General features: G+C 56.0%; 23 protein-coding genes and 1 CRISPR repeat array. Of the genes, 7 read left to right on the forward strand and 16 right to left on the reverse strand.

Annotated elements, in window-relative coordinates; genetic code table 11:
- Positions 1–12: 12 nt before the first annotated feature.
- On the reverse strand, positions 13–483 hold the full coding sequence (locus IG629_RS07125; RefSeq protein WP_193171266.1) for a hypothetical protein: 471 nt from the start codon (positions 481–483) through the stop codon (positions 13–15).
- Positions 484–1,596: 1,113 nt separating this feature from the next.
- Here IG629_RS07125 and IG629_RS07130 point away from each other — a divergent pair.
- On the forward strand, positions 1,597–1,893 hold the full coding sequence (locus IG629_RS07130) for a hypothetical protein (protein WP_193171267.1): 297 nt from the start codon (positions 1,597–1,599) through the stop codon (positions 1,891–1,893).
- 838 nt (positions 1,894–2,731) lie between these two features.
- Here IG629_RS07130 and IG629_RS07135 read toward each other — a convergent pair.
- On the reverse strand, positions 2,732–3,664 hold the full coding sequence (locus tag IG629_RS07135; protein ID WP_193171268.1) for an IS110 family RNA-guided transposase: 933 nt from the start codon (positions 3,662–3,664) through the stop codon (positions 2,732–2,734).
- Positions 3,665–3,934: 270 nt separating this feature from the next.
- Between IG629_RS07135 and IG629_RS07140 the strand changes: the two genes are divergently transcribed.
- The 3 genes from IG629_RS07140 (at position 3,935) to IG629_RS07150 (ending at position 7,977) form a co-directional block, all read left to right on the forward strand.
- A complete protein-coding gene (locus IG629_RS07140; RefSeq protein WP_193171269.1) occupies positions 3,935–4,114 on the forward strand; it encodes a hypothetical protein in 180 nt (59 codons plus the stop codon).
- A gap of 122 nt (positions 4,115–4,236) precedes the next feature.
- A complete protein-coding gene (locus tag IG629_RS07145) occupies positions 4,237–5,247 on the forward strand; it encodes an endonuclease/exonuclease/phosphatase family protein (protein ID WP_193171270.1) in 1,011 nt (336 codons plus the stop codon).
- 378 nt (positions 5,248–5,625) lie between these two features.
- Entirely contained in the window at positions 5,626–7,977 is a 2,352-nt protein-coding gene (locus IG629_RS07150; RefSeq protein ID WP_193171271.1) for an SIR2 family protein, read from the forward strand.
- A 242-nt stretch (positions 7,978–8,219) separates the two neighbouring features.
- Positions 8,220–9,180: direct repeats of the CRISPR family, unit length 32 nt; unit sequence GTTTCTATCCACGCCCCCGCGAAGGGGGCGAC.
- Between the two features lie 224 nt (positions 9,181–9,404).
- Here IG629_RS07150 and cas2 read toward each other — a convergent pair.
- From cas2 to IG629_RS07205, 11 genes are all read right to left on the reverse strand, one after another.
- Positions 9,405–9,695, reverse strand: a complete 291-nt coding sequence (gene cas2, locus IG629_RS07155) for a CRISPR-associated endonuclease Cas2 (RefSeq protein WP_193171272.1) — start codon at positions 9,693–9,695, stop codon at positions 9,405–9,407.
- 31 nt (positions 9,696–9,726) lie between these two features.
- A complete protein-coding gene (gene cas1c, locus IG629_RS07160) occupies positions 9,727–10,761 on the reverse strand; it encodes a type I-C CRISPR-associated endonuclease Cas1c (RefSeq protein ID WP_193171273.1) in 1,035 nt (344 codons plus the stop codon).
- A gap of 12 nt (positions 10,762–10,773) precedes the next feature.
- Positions 10,774–11,433 carry a CRISPR-associated protein Cas4 gene (gene cas4 / locus IG629_RS07165; RefSeq protein ID WP_193171274.1) on the reverse strand — a complete coding sequence of 220 codons (660 nt, stop codon included), beginning with the start codon at positions 11,431–11,433 and terminating at the stop codon, positions 10,774–10,776.
- A gap of 20 nt (positions 11,434–11,453) precedes the next feature.
- Positions 11,454–12,416: a type I-C CRISPR-associated protein Cas7/Csd2 gene (gene cas7c / locus IG629_RS07170; RefSeq protein WP_193171275.1), complete on the reverse strand. Its 963-nt coding sequence runs from the start codon at positions 12,414–12,416 to the stop codon at positions 11,454–11,456.
- Positions 12,413–14,200 carry a type I-C CRISPR-associated protein Cas8c/Csd1 gene (gene cas8c / locus IG629_RS07175; RefSeq protein ID WP_193171276.1) on the reverse strand — a complete coding sequence of 596 codons (1,788 nt, stop codon included), beginning with the start codon at positions 14,198–14,200 and terminating at the stop codon, positions 12,413–12,415. The genes cas7c and cas8c overlap by 4 nt, the downstream gene beginning before the upstream one ends.
- Positions 14,197–14,865, reverse strand: coding sequence for a type I-C CRISPR-associated protein Cas5c (gene cas5c, locus IG629_RS07180; RefSeq protein WP_193171277.1), 669 nt, complete (start codon positions 14,863–14,865; stop codon positions 14,197–14,199). The genes cas8c and cas5c overlap by 4 nt, the downstream gene beginning before the upstream one ends.
- Positions 14,865–17,222 carry a CRISPR-associated helicase Cas3' gene (gene cas3 / locus IG629_RS07185; RefSeq protein WP_226886515.1) on the reverse strand — a complete coding sequence of 786 codons (2,358 nt, stop codon included), beginning with the start codon at positions 17,220–17,222 and terminating at the stop codon, positions 14,865–14,867. Before cas3 ends, cas5c begins: the two co-directional genes overlap by 1 nt.
- A gap of 1,679 nt (positions 17,223–18,901) precedes the next feature.
- Positions 18,902–19,105, reverse strand: a complete 204-nt coding sequence (locus tag IG629_RS07190; protein WP_193171278.1) for a hypothetical protein — start codon at positions 19,103–19,105, stop codon at positions 18,902–18,904.
- A gap of 327 nt (positions 19,106–19,432) precedes the next feature.
- Positions 19,433–20,170 carry a hypothetical protein gene (locus IG629_RS07195; RefSeq protein ID WP_193171279.1) on the reverse strand — a complete coding sequence of 246 codons (738 nt, stop codon included), beginning with the start codon at positions 20,168–20,170 and terminating at the stop codon, positions 19,433–19,435.
- Between the two features lie 71 nt (positions 20,171–20,241).
- The gene (locus tag IG629_RS07200) at positions 20,242–21,252 is read right to left on the reverse strand and encodes a DUF1376 domain-containing protein (RefSeq protein ID WP_226886516.1); all 1,011 of its coding nucleotides are present in this window, start codon (positions 21,250–21,252) and stop codon (positions 20,242–20,244) included.
- 1 nt (position 21,253) lies between these two features.
- A complete protein-coding gene (locus IG629_RS07205) occupies positions 21,254–21,652 on the reverse strand; it encodes a hypothetical protein (protein ID WP_193171280.1) in 399 nt (132 codons plus the stop codon).
- Positions 21,653–21,687: 35 nt separating this feature from the next.
- On the opposite strand from IG629_RS07205, the gene IG629_RS07210 reads away from it, so the two are divergent.
- A complete protein-coding gene (locus tag IG629_RS07210) occupies positions 21,688–22,422 on the forward strand; it encodes a protein kinase family protein (protein WP_193171281.1) in 735 nt (244 codons plus the stop codon).
- 358 nt (positions 22,423–22,780) lie between these two features.
- Here the strand turns inward: IG629_RS07210 and IG629_RS07215 are convergent, their stop codons facing one another.
- The gene (locus IG629_RS07215; RefSeq protein ID WP_193171282.1) at positions 22,781–22,960 is read right to left on the reverse strand and encodes a hypothetical protein; all 180 of its coding nucleotides are present in this window, start codon (positions 22,958–22,960) and stop codon (positions 22,781–22,783) included.
- 265 nt (positions 22,961–23,225) lie between these two features.
- On the opposite strand from IG629_RS07215, the gene IG629_RS07220 reads away from it, so the two are divergent.
- A complete protein-coding gene (locus tag IG629_RS07220; RefSeq protein WP_193171283.1) occupies positions 23,226–23,603 on the forward strand; it encodes a hypothetical protein in 378 nt (125 codons plus the stop codon).
- Positions 23,604–23,904: 301 nt separating this feature from the next.
- Here IG629_RS07220 and IG629_RS07225 read toward each other — a convergent pair whose 3' ends face one another.
- Together IG629_RS07225 and IG629_RS07230 are read right to left on the reverse strand one after the other, a co-directional pair.
- Positions 23,905–24,165: a hypothetical protein gene (locus IG629_RS07225; protein WP_193171284.1), complete on the reverse strand. Its 261-nt coding sequence runs from the start codon at positions 24,163–24,165 to the stop codon at positions 23,905–23,907.
- Positions 24,166–24,174: 9 nt separating this feature from the next.
- Positions 24,175–24,546: a hypothetical protein gene (locus IG629_RS07230; RefSeq protein ID WP_193171285.1), complete on the reverse strand. Its 372-nt coding sequence runs from the start codon at positions 24,544–24,546 to the stop codon at positions 24,175–24,177.
- 298 nt (positions 24,547–24,844) lie between these two features.
- Between IG629_RS07230 and IG629_RS07235 the strand changes: the two genes are divergently transcribed.
- Entirely contained in the window at positions 24,845–25,126 is a 282-nt protein-coding gene (locus IG629_RS07235) for a helix-turn-helix transcriptional regulator (protein ID WP_193171286.1), read from the forward strand.
- The last annotated feature ends 10 nt before the right edge of the window (positions 25,127–25,136 follow it).

Below are 25,136 nucleotides of genomic sequence, written 5' to 3' on the forward strand. Positions count from 1 at the left end.
ATGAGTTGGTAACTATCGCTTACCGTTGCGCGCGAAGGGATTGGCGGATGACTGAGCACCCCCGCACTCGTCTCCCGCTGGCTTACCGCCAGAAACAACGCGCGACTTCAATCCAACAAGCCCGAACATTTCGCCAAGCGTCCGCCACTGCTGAATGTAAGAGGATGGTATGGGAACGCTTCCGTCCTCACCGTTTTCACCCCGAATGGACCAGGCCGCCTGTAAATGCGCGGTCATCACGCACCATTGGCCGAAACTCATGGCATCGCATGGTTTCAGTGTCCCCATTCTCTCAGCGGCCGGCGCGTAGTCTTTCCAGATGATCTCAGCGGAGGTTGGAATGCCGTCAGGAATTTGGACCTTCTCTCCGGTAGAGTCCGAATTCGCCACATCGAGCACGACAGCAATATCACGTGATGGCTGCGCAGTACCGCGCCGGCGTTTCTCGCTCGGAGGTGTGGTCTTGCGTCCGCGTTGTGCCATGACAACCAGTCTCCAGAAACTACGATCGAGCCAGAAATTTTAATTCGTTCAGAAATTTTAATTCCGCACCGAAATTTTAATTCAGTCGGAAATTTTAATTTGCACGCGCAAAAATTTGACCCCCACGCCGGTCCCCGAGACCATGCCCGGATGGATCAGACGCCCCCTACCCTTGGGGCTTTTGGGGCCAGTTTGGCACTAATTCACGCATTCACGCAGACCCTGAGCGCTCAATCCGCTGTTTCGCGCCGTCGTGGTGCGTTTTGCAGAGCGATTGAAGATTCGACGCATCGAAAAACAGGTTCTCGTCGCCCCGATGCGGTTTTACGTGATCGCAGATATTGGCTGCCGTCGTGCGGCCCTCATTCAAGCAGAACAGACACAGCGGCTCGCTGTTCAATTGTGCTGCGCGCATCCGCCTCCACCGAGCCGTCTTATACCAGGACCGCGCCTCGCTCCCGCGTCGGCGCTTATCGTAGCGCTTGCGGCGGTGCCTATCTGGTGCGGCAAGACGAAGAGAGCCTGGACGCTTCATTTCGCCTCACTGTCACAAGGATTTCACAACTCGCAGCTGACCAGATAGCCCAATCAGCACTCTTGCTATGACGGCCATCTTTCCCAAGACGCCACCGTGGAGAAAACAGCACTAAAAAACCCGCACGGGATAAACCGGCGGGCTTCAAACACGATTGTTCAACAATGACACATACTATGTATAGATTTGGCCCAAATGTATAGTACGAAATGCGGAGCCTTCCTATTTTCTTCGCTGACCAGGACTCACCCCCATTAATCAAACAGTTTCAGTTGGTCGCGTTCTTTCTGTTCCTTAAAAACTTCAGGTTCATGATGCCTTCGCCTCTTCGAGAGCTTGTCGGTCATTTCTTGTGGTACAGCAGACAAATCTGAAACATGGCTGTTGGTCTGCTCTCTCTTTACAAGATCAACGAGAAGACAAATGAGTCCCCCATCTGCTGCTTGCCAGAAATAGGGCATTGCGTGTCCGTCTCTTTTTCACCGGAGCGCCATTCTACGGGCTGGAAAGTCTCCTCAAATTCAAAAATCGCCCTCCGCTGTCCATTGCTTCAATGAGCTATCGAAGGGGAGTCTCAAATGGTGAAACCTATGGCCCAAATTGACTACATCCGTATGCCGAGCGAACCGCCGTCCAATCTAGTCGAAACTTTGCAAAGAGATGTTTTCTACAATGACGACGTCGAGATCGGACTAGGCCTTTCATTTCATTGCTACCGGCGGATCTACGAGCACCTGCGGTCACATGGAATGGTTTTAGAATATACAAAACCCGAAGAATTGATCGGCACCATTCCCAAGAACGGCAGCGCTGAACTAGCCGATATGGCTGAAACATCAAAGTCACGCAATAAGTTGGGATTGCCTATGAGCTAATTCCAGGCATCTAAAGCAGCGGCGCTCATGTTTTAATCGAATTAACATTTTCGCCGCTGCTTCAGTCGGCTGTCTAAAAATCGGCATTTCTTCCTTCGCCAGCGCGCTTCGTCTCGTGATGCTGGGAGAGCCTACTCAAGCGCAAGGCTGCGCTGTTTCGATGGCAATTTATTGCGACCATAGAATCAGCGCACTTCGCGATAGCATTAAGAATAATATGTGTTTTATTTCAGAAATTCATAATTCTTGCCTCACATCAGATCACAAAACCCGATGAGGTTTGGCGCTCAATTTTCATTTATTGATACATACGCCGCTACCTATCATTATACGACAATGGAGATAAGGCGAAAACCATTTGCCTCAGGCCAACAGGAGTTTTTCGCGAGAAAGGATACTACCCATGGTCAATTTTTTAAAAAACCGCCCCACGTTCTCAACGCTCACAGCAGCTGCATCAATTGTCTAGGGATGACTGTCTTTTACCGACAATCATAGAGGCCGTTAAGGCCACGCGAGGTCGACGATGACAGGCATTTCAATCGCCTAAAACAATGACGATTAGAGCGCCCCCGAAACACAGCCCAGCCATACCCGTTTACTTGTCCGAGCGCTTTGCTGTTTTGAGCATCCAGAATGCCTCTGGCTCTTATTGCAGAAAACGATGATCTTAAGTCGCTGCCTATGAAGCTAGCGCCATAAAATGAGCTAGAAGCTCCACAACTTTTCTAGCAGGCAAAATTAGGAAGCACCAAAGGCGGCGGGAGCACCTCATCCGAAATGCCTCAATAAAGGCGTCCTTACTTGTTTGCCCCGCCGCCACCTTTCAAAGGTGAGCTTATCTACCCGGATCCCACGCTTGGCCATCCCGCATCATTGAATTGAGAATAATCAATATTTTGCGCATAACTGCGACACGGGCAACTTTGGGTGGCTTCCCTTTTTCTCTCAACCGTTTGAAATACTCACGCATCTTCGAATTACGTGCGACGGCCGACATAGAGCATATGAAAAGCGCGTTCCTAACACGCTTGCGTCCACCCTTTATGCGTCGCCTCCCTACAGCCAAACCACTCTCCCATGGCATTGGCGCAAGTCCCACAAGCGAAGCAATCTGACCGCGGCCTAAAAGGCCAAGCTCGGGCAAGTCCGCGACCAGTACAGCCGAGACAACAGGTCCGATGCCTTTAAAAGTCATGAGCAACGCGCGCTTCTGGCTCCAATCGAGACGCTGTTCAATGGCATTGTCGATAAGAGTATCGATCCGCGCAATCTCCTTCCCTATCCATTCAAGATGCAGGTCGATCGAGAGTTCCGCCTCTTCCGAGCCGGCATGCGCCTTGCGGATTTTTTCATCGCGGTTCATCTCTGACATTTGCCGTCGGCGCCCCACTAAGTCATGCAGCTCGAGTTCCTGTTTGTTCGGGGCTTCCGTTGCGGTGGGCCTCATCGTTCCTGCGAATTCCGCAATCGTGATGGCATCCAGACGGTCGGTTTTACTCCGCCGACTCATCGCCCTGGCGAAGCTACGTATTCGCCAGGGATTGATTCCAGCCGAAGGTATCCCGGCAGCTGACATCGCTGCGACGACGCGCCGCCCCATTGGGCCCATCGGTTCATAGACAACAAGGGTCGGGTTAAGTTCGAGGAGCTTGGCAACCAGCTCCTCGATGCCATCGCTTGAATTAGCAAATCTTTGAAATTCGGATTCAGGCCAGACCGCCACGTCCAGATTATCACGCGAAATATCGATACCGACGAACTGTTCCATCCTAACTGCCAAGGCTAGGGAAATGAGGGGCACCACATGCTGATAGACGATCTCAAGGATCTCAACTTCGCTCGGGCTCCCTCACTGCGATCAGCCCTCAGAATTTTGTTAAAAGCGGGATCCGGGCTCAAAGCCCCCAAAAAATGTCGAACTCTTCATGAGAGCCGCATAATATTGCCATGCCCCCATAGCTTGTAAAATGATTTTGCACGAGTTCATGATACAAAATTAAACTGCGCATCATGGATCCGGATTTTTGGGGGAATATGAATGAATACGGATCAGGTTGATCGATTACTAGCAGCTATCCACGAGAGAATTACAGATGCGGCCAACGAGGAGAAAAAGCTCACTATCGCGAGAGGCTTCAGGCTTCGCGCGGAAGAAATAGGACGAGGCGAAGGCCTGAAAGAGGCCCTGGCGCTTATCAAAGAGCACCTTGGTAAATAGCCACCGGCTCGAATGCATACACCACCATCGCTATGAGTTACGCCGAGTACAGAGAACCCGATAGCCGATGAGATTTAATTGAGAGGCCGACCTACAGACGATCAACATAAAGGATATAGGCGATGTTGAGCCACCCATTTGTGCGTTTTGTTGTCATAGCCGCCGTTGGCGCCGCCAGTTACATTGCTAGTCCAGCATTGGCAGAGGACTGCTATAATGTGGCAAGTTGGAACCTGGAGCATTTTGGCTTCGGTAAATCGAGGGGTTTTCCTGAGAACACGGATGGTGGACCATCTTACGAGGCACGCACACCTGCCCAGCGAAACGCAATCGCTGACGCAATCCAAAACAAAATTCAGGCCCGTCTTCTCATCTTGAACGAGATCAACGGAGTCCGGAACAAACGAACCTCTAAAGAGCTCGACGAGCTAACAAAACGTCTCGGAACCGAGTGGAAATACTTTATCGGCTTAAAAGGTGGGCGCGGTGGCAGCCAGCGTGTGGCTTTGCTATGGAACACTCGGTACGTAAAACCATTGGCCCTCAAAGAAATCTACATCAAAGAGAGCAAAGTGGGTGGTGCCGACATATTCAATCGAGACCCATTGGCCGGGCGATTTGTCTTTCTCAAAAACGGCAACAGAATGAACGATCTCGTTGTCGTCGGTTTGCACCTCGCATCAGGTCAAAGGAAAACTAAGAATCACGACGCGGCGATGAAGAGACTCCGCGGCGAGCTTCGAGCCCTACGAGGTCGGGATCGCCTGCTGCCGAAGGATGAAGATGACATCATCCTGGCTGGAGACCTCAACGCAAATGCCTTCGACCAGTACCGAGAGAGATTTTTCAAAGACTTTAATCGAGGAAACTGGCGCGTTCTCGCAAAGAAAGGTGCTTACTCGGCTACTAGGCTCGCGGGTGTTCCACTAAACTATGGAAGCCCTATTGATTATATAATTGCTACAACGAAATCTGGACACGGCAACGGGCTGGTCGGCGAAGAGCTACCGTATAAACAAGCGAAAGTGTGGCGCAGTCTGATCCCAGACGGGAACTTCGACAAGTTTCGGAGAATATATAGCGATCATTTACCTGTGTCAGTTTGTGTACGAGTAGTCGCAGATAACGATTGAAAAGTGACAAGAAGCGCCCACCGTCTGGCTCTGAAGGGTGGGGAGCGGTCGTTGGCACCAGTCTCGACCAAGGCGGCATTGCGCCGAAAGTCGCCTCTCAAACTTGTGGCGCGTACTTCGAAAACGGCAGTGTGAAGGCGTAGCAAAGATATGCCGCCGACTTACATCCGCTTGGCTCGCATTGGACGGCGAGGAGCTGGAGAGGGCTGTGTGTCTGCTACACCAAAAGATTGTCGCAGGACAGTGCCGTCGCTACAACTTTCGGGACACTGAGTACCGGCGAGCATCGAACCGACACTTTTTAGGTAGCCCGCGCCGACCTTTGATTTTGCCTGCAAGAGTTATCTATGCGTCATACTATGTTGGGTGGAGGGTGATATGCCGATCGAAGTACTTGATCCTGCGAATTCAATCCTATTCTTGGGTTCTGGATTTTCGGCCAACGCAACGAGCATCGCTGGAAGCCCAGTTCCGGCCGGCCATCCCCTCTTAGCGCGACTGGCAGAAGCACTCGATGAAGATCCCAACGATTTGGATCTCAAATCGGCGGCAGATGAATTTCTGAGTAGGTCTGATTTAAGCCTCTACGAGCTCTTGTATGAAACATTTACGATATCGAAGGCACTGGATTACCAGCGCAACATCGTGTCGCTCCCATGGGCGCGGATATATACAACGAACTACGACGACATAGTGAATTTGGTCAAAGGACCGAATTTCCCCATCTTCACGTTCGACGAACCACGCCAGCGCAATTTGCCTCCAGCATTTGCTGTTCACCTCCACGGGTCAATTCGTAAAGCTCGCGAGGAAAATGCCGCCGATCAGTTGATCCTCAACAGCCGCTCCTATGATGCCATTGCGCATCAGTTTCCGAAATGGTTTGACGAATTCAAGCACGATCGACGAACGTTCGAAGCGTGTTACTTCATGGGTTTCAGCCTTAGTGATCACCACATCACCGGCTTGATGACCGCTGGCGAGGAGTCCGTTAAACGGACGTATTTCGTGACCCGCGAAGGTCCGAAGCCCAGTTTTGTTAGGCGTGCCTCAGATTATGGAGAGATCGTTCCGGTAGGGTTTGAAAAATTTGCCGAACTTTCCAAGACGCTCCCGAAGCCTGAGCGCCCGCAGAGTTTGAATGCGTTGCAGTCTTTCAAATATCTGCGTCCAGGCCTAGACTCTAAAACTCTAGCCGATCCGACACCGGTTGAAATCATCAACCTCGTCAGTTTTGGGACGTTCAGCCAAAGTCGCTTTTTTAACACGCGCAGCGATTCCAGTTACGTCGCACCTCGAAGCGAACTGATAGAAGACACCCTTGAATATCTCAAGGACGCGAGAACAGTTTTAGTCCACTCCAAGCTCGGTAACGGGAAAACTATTTTCGCTTCGATTCTTGCAGCGAAGGCCACAACAAAGGGCTATACCTGCCTGCTCTGGCGGCGTGCAGGACGGAATCTGGCGCAGGATCTCGAAGTTGTCGCTACGCATAATCGCGTTCTTGTGATTTTCGATGACTATGATGCGGCAATCGAAAACATCGAGCGCGTTGCCGCCGGCGCCCCGGCGGCAAGGTTTGTAGTCACCGTGAGAACCGGCCAGCAGGAGGTCCGGTATCACGAGATCGTCCAACGGCTGCCACAGGCGATCAAGCGCGTAAATCTCAACAGTTTCGGCGATAGCGATCGCGAGCAGCTCCTCAAAATACTTCGTCGGGCCGGAGCTCAGGTTGATGATCTCGAGGAAGTCGTTCGGTCAGCGCGAGAAATTCGCGACATCGTTACGCAGCTCTATAATCATTCGGAGATTAGAGAGAAAATACACGACGTAGTTGTCGCTATTCCCTCTAGCATTAAACAGATTTTAGTGTTCGCGGCACTGATTAAATGGACGGGCGTCGAAATGAGCGACGACTATCTCCAAGAACTCGCCGGACGTGATATTTATATCGAACTGCGAGGCGCGAGGGGTATCGCGAACGATATTCTGGACGTTCACGATGACCGGGTCGAAATGCGCTCAGCACTGCTATCTGAGTTTCTGATTCAGCGCATCTTCCCTCCCAACGATGTCTTGGACGGCTGCTACCAAATCTCAACTGCCTCAACGCGGAGGCGGACGGATCGAGCGCACCGCCGCTTGGCCGGAGAGTTGATGAAGTTCTCAACGTTGCAACGCTTCCTGAAGTTCCAGGCTGCATCAGATGAAGCGCTTGATCGGCACTTTGTTCGCCTGTCGAACGATACGGCGATCAACGACGAGCCGCTGTTCTGGCTTCAGTACGCACTCTTCATGAAATCATCGGGCGATTTGCCCAAGGCGCGGATGTTTCTCCGTGCCGGTTACGAGCGGGCGAGAAAACTCGACGGATTCAAGACTTTTCAACTCGATACCCAAGCGTTGAGCATCTACCTATTGCAGGAAATTGAAAGTCAGAGCGACCTCGTCGAAGGTTTCGAAGAGATTCTATCCTCCATCCATACTGTGACGGACATGATCGCGGATCAGAGCCATCGGCACTATGCGATTGAAGTGATTGGCGAAATCCCCGCTTTTGTGGAAATTCGCTCGAAGGCACTGACACAGCCTGAGAAGGTGGCGCTCGTTTTCCAGCTAAATCGCGCATCGCAGCTGCTTAGCGAAACTTCCATTGATGAGAAGGTATATTCCGGCTCGGAGATAATCCGCGAGAAACTTCAAGGCGCGGTAGTGGTGCTCACCCGCTGAGCGCTCGCGAGAGGAGTCCGAAGGCGGATCTTCACTCCTCTCCATAGCAACTAGGCGCATTATCACCTCAATTGGTCCCTCCGGGTCGCTGCCAGCCAATGGGCCATCTGGCTCTGCAAGGTGGGAAGCGGACGGTCATCGTTTTTCGAAGCTTCCGCTTGTGGGCACTGCTCAGACGTTTCTATCCACGCCCCGCGAAGGGGGCGACAAGACGGCGGCGGTTTTGGCGGTCTGTGGTGGCCGTTTCTATCCACGCCCCCGCGAAGGGGGCGACCTGTCTCGCGTGTCGGTGCCGCCGTCCACTAGGTAGTTTCTATCCACGCCCCCGCGAAGGGGGCGACGAGGCCATCGAGGGCTTGGATCTCGACGCGCTGGTTTCTATCCACGCCCCCGCGAAGGGGGCGACGAGGCCGCCGAGGGCATGCCACCGGCCGTAGTAGTTTCTATCCACGCCCCCGCGAAGGGGGCGACTTCCGGCAGGGTTATCAGGACCGCTTCATCTACCTGTTTCTATCCACGCCCCCGCGAAGGGGGCGACATCAGAGGCGTTGTTTGCGTGCCCTGCCTTATAGCGTTTCTATCCACGCCCCCGCGAAGGGGGCGACTCTTTGGCAGGTACGGGTTCGTGCTCGAATACCCGGTTTCTATCCACGCCCCCGCGAAGAGGGCGACATGCGTAGGGTCGGCCTGAATGCAGGTCATTACGGTTTCTATCCACGCCCCCGCGAAGGGGGCGACGATCCTTGCGCGTCGAAGTCGAGCCCCTCGTGCGCGTTTCTATCCACGCCCCCGCGAAGGGGGCGACGAAGTTCTCGCCTGGGTGTCCGTAGGATGCCTTGTTTCTATCCACGCCCCCGCGAAGGGGGCGACTGTTTCTTGAGATACGTTCTGGCTACTTGCCTTGGTTTCTATCCACGCCCCCGCGAAGGGGGCGACCGGACGTTGAGGCCTTCACAGCGCCGGAGTATCAGTTTCTATCCACGCCCCCGCGAAGGGGGCGACGTTCATGCGCCGGTCGAGCGCACCCGTGTAATCGGTGTTTCTATCCACGCCCCCGCGAAGGGGGCGACAGCTATCCGTACCTAGGTGAATGCCTTCGTTCATGTTTCTATCCACGCCCCCGCGAAGGGGGCGACACACCCAATAACACACCGACTGACGGCGGCGCAGTGTTTCTATCCACGCCCCCGCGAAGGGGGCGACCGCATGTCGTGTAACTTATTGTGCGACATGCGCAAAGTCGGTCATATCCGCGAACTCTTCACGGCGACACTGCCTATGCGGTCGTGGAGACGGCCCCGAGGGCGACCTTGGAAAAAAATCTCACAATTTCAAATAACTGAGGTTTGGTGCGAACCCGTCGGCATTCTGCGGCACGCTTGAGGTTCGCACCGATCTTCCCATGCGCCGCCAACAGAGTAGAGTGGTCAAACGATCAGCGTGCCGCCGAGATCGATTGTGGGCTTTGCGCCGACATGCTCGACCTTACGCTGCCAGTTGGCGCCGAGATAATAATAACGCAGGCTATCGAATTCAGGGTCGATTACGGCTTCAAGCCGAGCCTTCAACCTTGTCCACAGTGCCGGGTCGACCTCAATCTCGAATACGGAATATTGTACCCGCTGGCCATAATCGCGACACGCTTTCGCGACGGCGCGAAGACGCCTGGGGCCGTCCTCCTCCGAGGTACGCACATCGTAGGTCACCAGCACGAGCATCGCGAAAATCCCATTTTCAGAACAAGGACGCCTATTTCCAGAGCCAAGGGGGGTACGCATCCAGGTCACCACGCAGATGGCGCGCCAGCATCTGTGCTTGCAGATACGCCACCAAACCGAGCGGCGCCCGTTCCTCGAGAAACGGATGTAACCGTTCCTCCTTCTTGCGTTCCTGCCAGGCGGTCAGCACGGTCTTTCGAGCCTCATCCGACATCATCACTGCACCACCATCGCGGATCTCGAAATCCCCGGCCCGCAGTTGCCGCCGATTGAGCAGCGACAGGGCAAGCCGATCGGCCATCACCGGGCGCATTTCCTCCATCAGGTCCAGGGCCAGCGAGGGCCGCCCCGGGCGTTCGCGATGCAGGAACCCGACCGCCGGGTCAAGCCCGACGCTCTCGCAGGCCGATCGGCAATCATGGGTCAGCAGGGTATAGAGAAACGACAACAGGGCATTGACCGGATCGAGCGGCGGGCGCCGCGACCGGCCGGTCCAGCAAAGCTCCGGATCCGGCGAGCGGATCAGATGATCAAAAACCGAAAAATAGAGACCGGCCGCCTCCCCTTCCGAGCCCCGCAACATGTCGGTCGTATCGTCGGACAGTTTCACCCGGCGGATGATCCGCGCCAGCCGTTCGGTCACCTTGACGATCGACAGACTGTCGTTTGGCGCATATTCGTCGCCGTAATCCCGTAGCGAGCGCATCAGCACCGAGCGCTGGTTCATCACCTTGCCGATGACAATGGACCGGACGATCTCGATAGGCGCGTCCGATGCTTTGTACTGAGCCCGGCGCAGCAGCACGTTGCCGGTCACCGGCCCCTCGATACGCGACTGAAAGCGGCCTTGACGGTCGAGCAGAACCAGCGTGATGCCCGCGGCCGAAGTCGCCGCCATCAAGGCAGGTGAGACGTAGATGCCGCCGAACACGACAATCGAGGCCAGCATGTGGAACGGCACACGTGCCCGCTCCTCACCGTCAACGTCGGCCACCAGGTTCTCGCCGTCCTTGCGCAACGCAGCACCCTCGGTGGTAATGTAGACGGTGTTGAGCAATTTCTTCACGACGCGCGCCTCCTAGGACGGAAGCTTGTCGACCATGCGGTCCCGCCAAGCCTTCGCCGGTTTGGCCACGATATCCGGACGGCAGAGTTCCTCGAGCGAACAGGCCCGACAACGCTCGCGCTTCAAGGTCGGCGGCGGCGTCCGGCCGAGGTCGAGAATCTCCGCGAACGCCGCGATCGTCTCCTCGGTTAGCCCGCGCAAATCGTCATCGACCGGAACGACGACCCGCCGTTTCGTTCCGGCGTAGAACAACGCTCCCTCCGGCACCGGTATGCCGGTCATCTCCTCGAGACAGAAGGCCTGGGCGCAGAGCTGCACCTCGTCGGCCCGGTGCCGCTTCGGCTTGCCCCGCTTGTACTCGATCGGATAGGGCACCTCGCGACCGTCCGCGTCCGGATGGAACTCAACGACATCGGCGATGCCGGAAATGTTGAGCCGCCGGCACGACAGCGGCAAAGCCATGACCCGACGCAGGCCGGCGGCCTTGCGGCTACCGCCCTTGTCCGCCACGGCATGCAGAACCTGCCCCTCCGCTGTGAACCGGTTTTCCGCCCAAAGCCGCTCCAGATGGATGAGCGCCGCCTGACGCAGGCAGTAAACCGCATGTTGCAGGGCGGAGAGGGGAATGGGCTCGCCCGCTCCCTTCTGCGTCCCCGCAGCGGCCGATACCATCTTCCACACCCCTCCGGAGCCTACAACCCGCCGGGATAGTGGACTTCGACGCCGATGTCCTTCAGCCCGCTCTCGTCGACCTCGACCACATAATCGGAAAATTTCCGAGCCGGCGGCTCGTTGCCGATCCCCTTGTCATCTATCGCGCGGAATGCGCCATCGACATTGCGGCCGATCTTGACGCGGTCGAAAAGCACATGGGCCGGCGCATTGCCGAGCGCATTCTCATGCTTGAAGACGATCAGCTTGCGGGTCGCCATTTCCCCGCGCGCCGCCGAGCGGTCATGCTCGAACATGTTGCACAGCGCTTCCCAAAGGAGGTCGAGATCCGCCTGAGAGAAGCCCGTCCGCTCCGAGAACTTTGACGAAATGAAACCGTGCGCGACATAAAGCCCATAGGGCACGATATGCTTGCGGCCCATGGTGCGGTTATCGGTGCGGCCGTCGCCGTCCTCACCTTCGGCCTTCTGCTTCTTTTCCGCCTCGTTGGTAGCAGCCATCCTGGTGATCGTGATTTCCAGCGGCATGATCGGCTCGACCGAGGTCGCAAAGGTGATCTGCACCGGCCCCCTGACCTGACCGCAATTGACGCCGGTCGACATGACGGCGCCGAAGGTCCGTACGTCGAAGAAGTTCAGGCACATGAAATCGCGGAGCTTGATCGCCTCTGCATCGTCCTTCGGGTTAAGCTTGGCGTCCTTGTCCACCTTCGGATCGTCGGGTCGCAGCGCGCGATAGGCCTTGCGGTGCTGATCGTTGAGGATCGCACCGTCCTGCACGTAGATATGGAAGCCCTCCTCGCCGGCTCGGGCCAGCTCGACGTAATTCCGGATCTTGCGCTTGAGGCTGACATCGGAGACCTGCCCTTTGTTGGTCTCCGGATCGAGCCGCGGCAGATTCCCGGCGTCGGGATCACCGTTCGGATTGCCGTTGGTCACCTCGAAGATCAGGGCGAAGTCGTAGCGATTGGCAAGGGGGCTCATTCAGCAATCTCCCGGTTGTCGGCGGTTTCGGCCGTTTTCTTGAAGAATTCGTTGCGCTGGTGGTAATAGCCGAGGCCGAACAGGGCCTGATCTTCGGAAGGTAGCGAAGCCGGAAACGGATCCTGATCCGGCGCCATCCGGTCCATGATCTCGCCGATCTGCTTTTCCAGATTGACCTTGAAACCGCGCGATTGCTTGCCGAGCTTGGACAGGTGATTGGCCGAGCCGCTCTCGAGCATCGCGAACACCTTCCGCGGCTGGGCCGAGGCGGAGCCGTAGAACTTGTCCTTGATCGTGGAGTTGACCTTGGAGCCTAGGGCCGCCCTCTGCACCTGCTCATAAGTCGCGAACAGACGGCCGAGCAGGTACCCTTTGTTTGTATTGTCCGGGTCGAGAGCCACGGGAGCCTCCCTTTTGAAGTTTCGAATGAGCACTGCTTTCAGGATGCCGATCCGCAGCGCGTTTACTTCGCCGTCGGCGCGGATGCGTGTGAGGACGCTCGACAACAACGTCAGTGGATACCGGCTGCCCGACAGAATAGAGCGCATCCATTCCCCGGCGAGATTGGGCGGCACGTTCTCGCGTTTGCCTTGGACCGCCAGTTCGGACAGGTACCGCCATAAAGGCGGGTATGCGTGGAGCGGCGGCGGCTCGATGCGCATCTCTTCGACGAACCGCTGATAGTTCCGGGTCAGTACGCCAAAGCGACCCTCGAAATAAAACCGGACCGACAGCCTTGCGGCATTGGGCGCCAAGCCAAGAATGTGGAAACGCACATCCGCGTCCAATTCCGGCTCGACCTCCTTTAGGGGTTCCCCCTTGCGGATACGCTCCAACTGGATGCCGATCGACTTTGTCGCCTCCGCTGAGGCTTCTGTTGAATCAGACGTTTTATTGTCCGTTTCATTGTCGATTTTCGGATCCAGATAAGCTGCGGCCAGGCTTTCGGCGAGTTCCGCCGCTGCAGTGCTTGGCGCGTGCGCCCAGAATACGGTCGACGTATCGCCAATCTGCACCCGGTGACCGCTGTCAGGCTCCAGAAAGCGGTTGAGTGCGGAGGTATAGGCAAAGACCGCCGCATCGGAGACGGGCGCATTAGCGCCCTGTACATGGCCGTAGGAGCTGAAAGCGTCGAGGTTGAAGGAAACCAGCGCGGCACCGGAGGATTGCGCGCCCCACACCCCCTTGATCGAGTGATGCAGCCTCGCCACCGGTGCAAGATTGCCGCTCACCAGGCAAATCTGCGCGGCTCCGGCGCCCTCGGCTGACACCTTCTCCCATAGGACCTTGGCCGCCGGCCGATCATGTAGCCGGGTATTCTGCAACCGATCGCTTTCCAGGGCGAACACAACATTCTGGTCTTTCATGGCCCCCGGCCAACCGGGCGGCGTGAAGTGCTCGGGCCTCCAGCTTTCCAGAAACCGGCGCAGCGCCAGCAATCCCGGATCCGTCGTCTCCTTCAGCATGTCGACATGGTGTGTCACGAAGGCTGCGTGCTCGGCGGCCGTGCGCTTGCCATCTCCGGCCGTCACGCCCAACACATAGGCGGTCTTGTCCCAGAACGTGTTGGCGGCAATGTTCGATGCGCGCTTGACCGGCTGCGGCACCAACATCCTCCGGGGGCGCAGCTTGCTGCCTTTCCCGTCCCGCAAATCCACCACATGGGCGACCGAACCGTCTTCGTACAGCGAGATCAAAAAGCCGACTTGCTGCGGAGAGAATCCGATCGGCGGCGCATCGGGCATCCGTTCGTAAGCCTTCACCAGGGACGCGAGAATGCTCATCGACGGATTTCCGGCGAATTTGGCCGAGGCACTTTGAGCACGCCACTCTCAAGAGCGGCCCGGAAAAACAGCGAGGGCCGATCCTTCGCGTGATGATCGATATCCCACAGCATGAAGCCCAGATCGCGGCTTTCGTCGATCGATGCCGGCAAGTCCGCATCGGGCGCAATCAGCTCGAAGTGGGCGGCGAACTCGCGGGTGCCGAGGCAGGGCTGATGAAAGCACTGACCGCGCCCGGCCCGCCGGTTGAAGGTATCGAGATGCTTTCCCTCATTGTCGTCCTCACCCGCCTTCTCCGTCAGCATGAAATTCGCTTCGATCACATAGGCGGGCTTGACCAGAACGGTCGAGGCGCGTTGCTGGCGATCCTCGTCGACTCGCAACTGGAGCCGCCCGAGGTCGCCGCGCTTCATGGCGCTCTTGATCTTGCCCGACAGGGCCTTGCTTCCGACCTCGTTGCGGCGGACCGACTGGAACCGGATCGGCTCCAGCACATGGATCGCATCCACAACCCAACGGATCGCCGGCTTCCAATGTATCGCCTCGAGAATGCCGCGCGCCGCCGACGGGGTCATTACGTCGTATGACACCCGCTCGACCTTCATCTCCGGTCGCGTGAAGCAGGCGTAATCACCCCAAACTTTTAAGCGAACTCCGTAGGCCATCAGATTATCATGCTCTCGATCGACAGGTAGTCAGCATCTTCCCAAATCAAACCAACCTCTTCCCGATACAAACTCTTGGAGTGCAACACCGCAAACTGATCCCCTCTCAAATCTGGCCGGATGAACGAGACATGGCCGTTCCGGACCATAAGGTCCCGTGCATTTAAAGGCATTTGAACGATATAACTTTGCAACTTTTGTGCGATATTTCTAGAGGTTTTGCCGCCAAACTCTAGTTCGCCTACATATTTTTGCGGCGCCTCTTCGTTGGCGACGATCACGGGCACCATATCGCTTTCAACCATGCAAAAATCATCGGCTGCAGACCGGAACGCGAAATCGGTAAAGCCTCGCCGATCGAGTATGAACCTCTGCAAGATGCCCTTGCTGTCCAGTTGCTCGCCCAACCGCCAGTAAACCTCGGCGAAATAGTCCTTGATGGCGGCAAGCGACAGCAGATCCTCGTGCCGGGTCAGCATGCGCTGCATGTCGGCGACAAGGCTTCGGATCTCGGCCGGCGAGGAATAGTCGGGCGTCGAGAAAACCGACACGATGCTCTCCTCGACAAGGCGCTTGCCCTCGCGATTGCAGCGGCCCGCCGCCTGGATGATCGCGTCGAGCCCCGCCTCGGCTCGCAGGACCCGAGGAAAATCGACATCGACCCCCGCTTCGATCAGGCTGGTGGCGATCAGCCGACACGGCTTTTCGGTCTCCAGCCGGTCCCGCACGTCGGCAAGTATCCGGCGCCGGTGAGCGGCATACTGCCGGGTAGACAGATGCACCACGCCCGGCAACCCCGCCTCCTCCGCCTCGCGGAAAAGCTCTAACGCATGCTTGCGGCTGTTGACGATCACCAGCACACGCGAGGCAACCTCGAGTTCTGTGAGCAGCGCCGCGTTGCTCATCGGTCCGGCACGAACGATCCGCGTACGCCTGAGCTTGTCGTTCAGCCTGTTCGGATCCGGCGCCAGTTCGCGCCCTTCCAGCGGCAGCCCGCCCTCAAGCTTGCGTTGGTCGAGCGCGGGCTGGGTCGCGGTGCACAGCACGATCGTGCAGCCGAAGTTCAGCGCCAGTTCGTCAAGCATGCGCATGCAGGGTTTTAGCAGAGGCCGCGGGATCATCTGCGCCTCGTCCAGAATGATAACGCTGTTCGCGATGTTGTGGACCTTGCGTGCCCGAGAGGTCCGGGCGGCGAATAGGCTCTCGAACAGTTGCACATTGGTGGTGACGACGACTGGGGCCGCCCAATCCTCCATTGCCAGTTTCAGCTTATCTCGGCTCTCGTGGTACGCCTTGGGATCGAACCGCTCCTCGTCGATTGCCGAGTGGTGCTCCAGCACATTATCGTCACCCAAGATGCTACGGAAAATGTCGGCCGTTTGATCGACGATCGAGGTAAACGGAATGGCATAGATGATCCTGGTGTGGCCATAAGTCCGCGCGTGATCTAGCGCGAACGCCAACGACGCTAGCGTTTTGCCGCCGCCGGTAGGGACGGTCAGGGTGAACAGCCCCGGCTCCCTCTGAGCACCTGCCCTAACATGTGTGAGAATATCCGCACGCAGTCGGTTGAGCGCGGTCGCATTGCTGCTCCGGCTCTGCATATCGGTCTCGAACGATTGCAGGAATTTCGGCAGCAGTTCCTGTAGCGAAGGCCACATTCGATCGACCTGCCTACCCTCTAAGGCTGCGTAAAATGCCTCGGTATCTTTGAAATCGGCATCCACCAGGCAGGAAAAAATCATCCGCGTCACGACCGAAAGACGGAACGCAACCGCCTCCAGGTCCGGTCCTTTCGTAAGATTCGGCACCAACCTGGTCGCATCTATCGCGAGCTCTGATTTCCAGACAGGGTCGAGATCCGCGCCGAAACTCTCGACGCGGCGGTTGAGGCAGGCCGCCGTCTCGTTCAGGCGGTCCGGAAGGCCCGCATGGTGACCGGCGATACAGTAGGCGACCAGTTCCGCAACCCCCTTGTCGCGCCCGTTAGCCAAATCCCCCAACAGGATTGCAGCCCCGGCCGTAGAGTGATCGACCCTGATATCCGCGCCGGTCAGCCGCTTTTGGAACTCAGGTGTATATTTGCCGAGATCATGTAGCAGCCCGGCGAGACGGGCCGCTTCTTCTAATCCAAGCGGTGCTCCCATGCTTGCAGCTATTTCGGCAACTTGGGCCAAATGATCCTTTAAAATCTGCCAGTCACTCTTGTCGCCAGACGTGCCTGAGTGTGCATAAAACATTGGGTCATCCGAATTCATTGACCTGAGTTCCGAGTTTCCTCCGGCTATTGGTAGGGTCCGGGCATCAATTGATGGCTTGTTGTTGATGTGATGGCAATCTCCGAAGGCGTTCTGCATCGGCTTGCCCAGCGCTGGGGCACCATGTTGGTCAGTTCCGTGCCGTTGTGACTGACGATGGTCAGTTGAGGGGCTTCACGCTGTCAGATCAGTCCGTCAATCTCCCGTGCGACCCCTTGGCCTGATCTGCTCTTCACTGAACCGGTTGCGCTTTATGTAATTCGTCTCCACTCGGGTGACGGTCTCTATTCAAAATGGAGGAGTTTGCGAGGCTCAGGTTACAAGCTCGAGCGACCGCTTTGGGTCGAGTGTTGCCAGGATGAGGGGAGCCAAGCGTTCCGGAGAGACAGTCACCATTACACTGAATGGGCAACCGCATGGCGCCCATCGATCGCATCCAGCATCGGACCCTTGTTGTCCTAGCAGTAGCGTCCTAGTACTCGGACTGATAGATCTCCTCCCGCCACATGCTTTGGCTTCTCTGCGTTTTATCGCTCTCCAGCCGTGCGTCAGGGCGCTGACACCGCTGCTTATTAACTGCTGTCGTCCAGAGGCAGGTTCTGCATAGTTGGTTCCTAGGCTATGCGTCCGGACGTGAGCATCCGGATAGATAAGAAATCAATTGTCTCCGAATGATTACGACGCGTTTAGCCTTCGGGGCGTCCCTTTTGTAGAAAAATATTGTTGAATTTAAGCTGGTTATTATTCTTAGATTGTCAATTTTTTCCCCGTCACCAGAAAAATCAAGTAAATATACAGTGAATTCACAAGTTAATTCTCGGAAATTATCTACATTATATACATTTTTGGTCGAAGTTGCTATAATGTATGCATTTAATTGCGATCTATAGTGTAAAAAATTAATAGAAAAGTGCAAAAAAAATAGAACCGTCAAAATAAGAATATTGGTGATTATATAATAGAAGTATTTTTCGGGGAGAATTTTGTCAGTACAGTTTAATTTTATCGCAAAAAGCACGAAATTCACCGTTAAAAAAATACTACAATAATGTAAAACATTGGCGAGCGCTCAATATTAGTAAAATTACTTTGTAAATATTCCAATCTTAGATTAAATATATTGACGGCTGAAATAAAAAAGTCCGTTGGCTCGGTGTAGTTAAATATACTCACGCCGAACTCCTTTAAGATTGAGTACTGATACGACATTCCCAATAGCGAGGGCGTCACTGCTGCTGTCAGTATCGCGATAACCGGACCAAATTTTATATATTCAACCATAACCATTCCCCTTCGCATTGCAGGAATCCATTTTTTTAAGGCGAGAATTTATCGCCTAATTTACGATGTCGTATAATGATAGGTAAACTTGTGTGTATCAATAATTGAAAATCAATATCTGTGTTCATTCATCCTGGAAGGATACCAGCGAATGAGATCGCTAAATCATTAGTATATATACGAATTATCCATACTTTTCGAGAATCCATGTGCATCTTAAGGTTGTGCCAAGTATTAACATGGCGTGCATTAACAGATTGAGCGCATTCCACCATCCCTCATGGCGGCGGCGGTCATAATGGAAAGCCAGGTAGTTTGATGGTCGAGTGACGTTGCGACGGACAAATATGTTTTCAATTAATAATTGCTATCGGCAGTTTTAGCTGACAGGAATCAATTCATAGAACACCCCAGTCATACGAAAGGCTGGGGTGTTCTAGCCATGCCAACATCTTCGGCGTGACCGTCTTGGACAGGCTGCTTGATGAAGCGCAATATCAATCGTCGTACTGCGTAAACTCTAGCACCGTTCCGTGTGATCGGAGATGTTCGAAGATCTGCCTGTAGCAGTGGAATGATAGGCCGAGACCGATCTCGACATCGTCTCTATAGAAGACCTCTTTTTGCAGGGTTTCGACTAGGGCCGATGGCGGATCACTCGGCATGTGGATGCAGTCAAGCTGGGCGACAGGTTTTTCCATGTGAGGCTCCCCTTATATTGCTCCTTATGCCAACGGGAAGCAGAGGGGGTGTTTTAGCGAAACACATTATCAAATTAGTCGTATTTGGTGCGATGCAGCGCTATCGCACGCACTTGACTATAGGCTGCGGTCAACACGTCAAATGCTTGCTAAAATCGCAGGCCCTACTTCTGCCTGGTGTCAAAGCGCGATCCCACCAATGGGCCAGAACATTTTGTTTCTCCGATGACCCGTATTTTGGTTATCTGATCGAGTCCCGCTCAGTCTAAACGACCGCTTTGGGTTGAAAGCCACCATTGGGCTTTCGCGAACCCGTAGGCCCCGACTCTAAGATGCTGAACCCCGCTCCTCGTTTAGCGCGATCGCCAAAAGGTCTGCCGCTTCCATCGCGAGCACCTTCCCGTAGCCCCTATAACTGTAGTTCAAAGCCCGTGCAATCGCCGCCGATGACATCCCGGAACAGAACATCAACAGGGCTTTTCTGTGACGCTCGTTGCGGAGCCTTCCAGTCCAACCAAGCGTTATTTCCATCATGGCAATGTCGGTGATGTCAGGCGTCCAGCGTGGCCGCGCCTCCGCCCACCCATAAGATTCAGTGGCCTCGCGGACGATCGGCAGAGCCTGCGCCTGCGCGCCTGCTGGATAGATATGGCTGGATGGCAGCGCTTGTATCACCACAAGACCATGCGCAAGCCAGTTCAAAACATCTCCGCGGGTCCAGACGTTCGGTAAGGCAAGAGCCTCCACCGTCTCCGGAATGAAGCGCTCCGGCTGCACGCTCGCCTGATAGGCCTCTCCTCGGCGCCCAACAGTCGCGCTGCGGACCGGGACTGCGATCCGGCGGCTCACAACCTTTCCACCTTCAGCCTCCACCGGCAGTTCACGAAATTCAACTGCACACGAACTGCCGTCATCGAAGCGGGGCCAGGTCACGGCAGTATCCCGTTCCGGCAGCGGGACATTCCTCGCAAGATCGGCGGCGACGTAGGTTGTGCCGGCGAATTCCGCGTCAGACGTCGGCCGCCCGATAATCACGCCCTGGACAGCCTGCGCGGTCTGTTGCATCGCCCTCTTCCCGCCCCGGCGCGTCCGCCGCCGGCGTGTGTTCGATGATTTTGCCATTTCCCCCTCCCCGGTCAGTGTGATGCGGCTTTGAATCCGAATTCTCGGAGAATGTGCGGCGGCACTTCACACCCGGCCTCACCGGGCCGCGGGCCCCATTGCCAGATACCGTTTCGCTCCCCGGGCCGCTGGCCCTTCATCCGGGCCCGCCATTGCTTGTCTTCGTCGCGGCCGATGTAGTCCGTCGGGTCGCAGATACCCCGTCGCGCCGATGATCGCGCCCTGCGATCAGGGCTTCCCCTGCACCAATTCCGCCACCGGGCAGACCAGTCATCGCTTTTCGCCTTGGCGCCGATTGCCCCACGAACTTCGTCCCGGAAACGCTCTAGGGTTTTGTCGACATCCAACCCCAACTCCACCGCGAAAGCCTTGCAGGCCTCATCGGGTTCCCACTCATCCGGCAACGGCAAACCGCGTTTTCGTTTCCCCCGAGGGGGGGATAAAGGGGGAGATTCAGGTAAGGTCTGTTTAGGTAAGGTAGAGGCGTTACATGGCGTTACAGGGGCGTTACTGTAACGCGTTACATCGGCGTTACAGGATTGATCCGCCTTCCCCGCCTCTCCTGCAGCGCGTGCCGCCGCCTTCTCCTCTTCGAGTTTGGCCCGGTGCCGGCGAACACGCTCCTTTACTCCCGCTTTCTTGCTTGCCTTCTTACTCAGACACTCCACCGCCTCGAGCGCCTTCTCAGCGATCACAGGATGATACAGCCGCCCGTCGGGCCCGCGCTCGAAGCCGTACAGCGCCATGTCGCGCACCGCCTGCCAGGCATCCACCGCGCGGCCATAACCCGCCAGCCTTGCCAGCTCCCGGTCATCGTCAGGCAGCGAGGCCGCCGGCGCCTGATGCCACGCAGCCGCCCATAGCAGCACCGCTGCCATAAACTCATCGCCCGATGCCTTCGCTGCCATACCGCTGTCCCGCAGCCTGATCACATCCAACGGCATCCACCCAAGGTCGCGCAGGTCTATATCCGCCAATGCGGCATAAAGGTCTTCGTTTTCACCGGTCATCACTTTGTCCGTCATGTCAGTGCCTCATGGTCAGGGTTTTTTGGGTCTCAAACTCTCTGCGCTGCGCCTCTTCCCATATCCGCGCCGCTTCGGCGCGCGGCGCCAGGCTCTGGAGCGCATATAGAATGGCCATCTGATGCTCTTCCGCTAAATGCGACGTCATGTATTTCCGCTGTTCCGACGCACCGTCCCGGACACCGGCCCAGTAGCCCAGCAATCCGATTGCAGTAACGTCCAGCGGGTGCTTGTCCGGGATGCCTCCCGGGAACAACGCCTCCACCGCCGCGGTCAGCTCTTCATCCTTGAAACGCGCCATGTTTCGGTTCGTCTTCCGGTCTTCGGCGAAGTCTTCACCCGGCGCAGGCGTCCAATGCGCCCGCAGATCCGAAATCAGGCGAGGTCCGTAGATCGCCATCAGGCCGCCCTCGCCACATCGACGGGTTGATTTCGGTGCCGTCGCTGTTCAACTATCGGGGCATGAAAAAAGAAACGATTGAGCAGATCGGCTTTCTGGGCCTCACCGTTGTGGGGTTGACCATTTCGATCATGGTTTTCGTACCCGGCGCCTATGGCCCGATCTCGGAGTTCTTTGGGAAATTCGGCGGGTTTCTTGGAGCTGCTGCCGGCGTGATAAGCGCCTATTTTATCGCCGTCTGGCAGATCGGTCGGCACCGCCACGACCATCGGACAGTTGTGGCGCATTCGGTTGGACTGCCGCTTGCTGACCTCTTCTACGAACTGCGCAAGGACATTGAAGAGATCACGCTTATCTTCATGAAAACAGCCGACAAATTCAGGGTCGCCGGATATATCCAGGAATGGCAAACGAATAAAGAAAAGACCGTCCCCCCATTCGATGGGAGTGAGCTCCGTGGATGGTGCCACGCACGTCTCCGCCTCTACCGTGAAAGGGAGGAGTTTTGGAGCGGCCGAAATAATATTTCCGAGCTTGAATACGAGGATTACTTCAGACTTTACCTGATCTACAAGAAACTGGATTTCATCATCTCCCAGCATCAAGAAAACCCGACTAATCCAGTAGGGAGCGTTCCTAAAATGTTCGCTCTCACCCTCCAAAATTTCATCGACATCGAAGAAAATACGATCGCCGTTTTGGACTCGCTGCGTTGTAAATATGCATTGGACCTTCCTCACGTATCGAGACGCCCTCCTCCACACGGATAGAACAGCAGCGCTCATGACCCCACCGCCAGATCCATTCGGTCCTGAACCGGCTTGCGGTACTCGAAAAAGTCCGTCTGCACGCAGTCTTGCGCCGCCGCTTCTAGGCGATAGCAGGCAAGGTCGAAATACTCCCGATACACCTCCATACAGACGAAGGATTGGCTGGAGTCTCATCATGGTGTTTGCCTCCCATCAGGATTCGTGAGACCGCCTCGGAAACACCCGGGGCTCGCACGCCCTTGAACTCCGTGACGGATTGCGACCGTTTACGGAGCGAGAGGAGACGTCAGGGAAAGCGGGACCGGCGTGGGAGGTTTTGGGGATCTACTGAGGGACCGCCGGCCCCGGCACTTGGGCCTCAACCGGGCCTCTCTCGGAAATGGAATGCAGCGGCGAAACCACCGACATTCGGCGGAACGAAACGCCAGACGGCGAAGCACGCCAGCGCTGCAAGGCCAAAGCCGAACAACAGCGAGATTTCGGCGATGGCGAAAGTCAGGGCCAAGCAGGCCATGCAGAGCGTTGCAGCATCAAGCATGGGGAAAAGCCATCCTGGAAAGGACGGCCCGGCGGGACTCGTTGGGGAAAACTCCGCCGGGCCTGAATTGAACAGGGAGGCTTTACGCTCGTGGAGCGCAGGACCAGAACCAACCGGCCCTCTCGTCATGCTGAGAGCCTGAACTTGATGCGCTAGCCGTTCGCCGCACGAAATTGAGTTGAAGTGGCGATCCATCTGCACCGCTTCATTCCAGACCAAAGAGCTATCTGCTACCTTCGCGTGTAGCGAAGTGAAGGAGGAACTGATGGAAAAGCCCGTAACACCTGAAGATGACGGCACGGCCTTCGACGTGATGCTAGAAATGATCAAATTAAATAGAGAGTTCACCGCAGACGTGGCTGATCTACTTAGGGAGGAAATCGAAACTGAGCGTAAGGGCTCCATCAAAACGCTCACCGGTGTCTTCATACATATACGTCTACTGGAGCGCGTCATCGCAGACATTGCCATGTTAAATCCGGACTCCAATTGCGGCCGCATGATCAGCAACCCCGCGCGGACAACAGACATCCTGTTCAACGGAATGCCGACATATTTGGATCGTGAGTTCGGAGAGGATTGGTTGAAGACGACACTGCGCCGGGCAAAGGGCGCCGTGGATGCGCGGAAAGAAACGGCATGATTGGCCTGACGGACCTTCTCTCGCTTCTGGGTAGATAGGACGAGTGGAAGCGAATGCGAGCGGCCCCGGCACGCATCGACGCACTGTAGGCAAGATCCAATGAAGCCTTTTCCAGCACGCTTGATCCGACGCGCTGCAAATACTGCGGCGGCGGCCCCGTGACAAACAGGGTGCCCAAATGGAAGACGACAAACTTTCGGACGATGCAATCGGTATATCGCAAATGTCCGGACTGCGACGCTGACGATCCGCGAGAGGAGATCGAGGTTCAAGGTGTGAATATCGACGGCAGTTAAAACTGTCATTTCCCGTCCGCCTCCATGTGATCGGCGGCTTCGGTCAAAAGCTTACCGATATGCCTCGCGGCGCCTGGAGGTAGACCGAAACCACCCCCCTTCTCTCCACCAACCGAAAGCCGTATGGCACCATCCTCCGGCTCGACAGCAATCATGGTCTGTTTTGGCGGAGCGACAGCGTACAGGGCACCACCAACGCCAAGGCCCCATTCACCGCAAAGCAGCGTCTTGCGTGTATCTTTCCCGAGAATGCGATCTGGGTTCACCACCGCCTCCTACCGACCCACGCCACGATGCAGCACGCTGCGTCGTGGGTATGGCGCGTTGAGGGCAATGCCGGGCGTCTGCGGGCGCGACGGGGCTGCATTGACATTCATCCCGGCGCTCACCACCTCCGGTTTCATGGACGACGAAGACGAACCTCCATCTATCAGCGCGGCGACCACCAGCTTGGCCGGATCGCCGCCGCCCTCCACCACATCAAACAGTTTGCGCCGCGCTTCAGGGGCGTTTCCCACCGCCGCGCCGCGCACAATGTTGAAATGCTTCCGAGCCGCGCGATACACGCCCCAAAGAAGCTCAAGCTCGTCGCGCGGTACGATCACCGCGTTCGGCAAGGTAAAGACGTTGTTGGGTTTTTCAGTCATGGCAAAACCTCCGGGAGCGGGCGAAGCGTGTTTTTTTCCGGATCGAACTCATATCCAAGATCCTCCATATCCCTCGACACGCGCCAATGGAGTGCGTCTGGAATCCTTCCATCCTTCTTCCAACCAGACACCGCAGGCGGCGTCCGGTTGTATTTGCGGGCGGCTCGGCATGTGCCGCCAAGGATTTTGACGATGCGTGAAACTGTATCCATGCCCAAACAATATTCAGGCATTCTGAATTTTGCAAGTTCATTTCAGGTTAAATGACATCAGCTATGAAATTCAGTAACTTTTAATTATGTACGAGAGATCAAAAGAAGCTGTCGCCAAGCGCCTTAAAGCGCTGATGGACGCATATGAGATTCGCACCCAAAAAGAGTTGTGCGATATGATCGAAGAGAGTCCTTCAAAAGTGAATCAGTATTTAAGGGCCGTCCATTATCCACGCATTGAGACGGCTTCAAAGATTTGCGACAAGTTCAACGTGACACTGGACTGGATATTTCACGGCAAGACAGGCGGACTATCTGTAGGACTATCGAAGTCTTTAGATGAACACTCGGACGAGACCACCGCCTAATTAGTTTTAG

Origin of the sequence: Nisaea nitritireducens (assembly GCF_014904795.1) — a bacterium.
Taxonomy (GTDB): Bacteria; Pseudomonadota; Alphaproteobacteria; order Thalassobaculales; family Thalassobaculaceae; genus Nisaea; species Nisaea nitritireducens.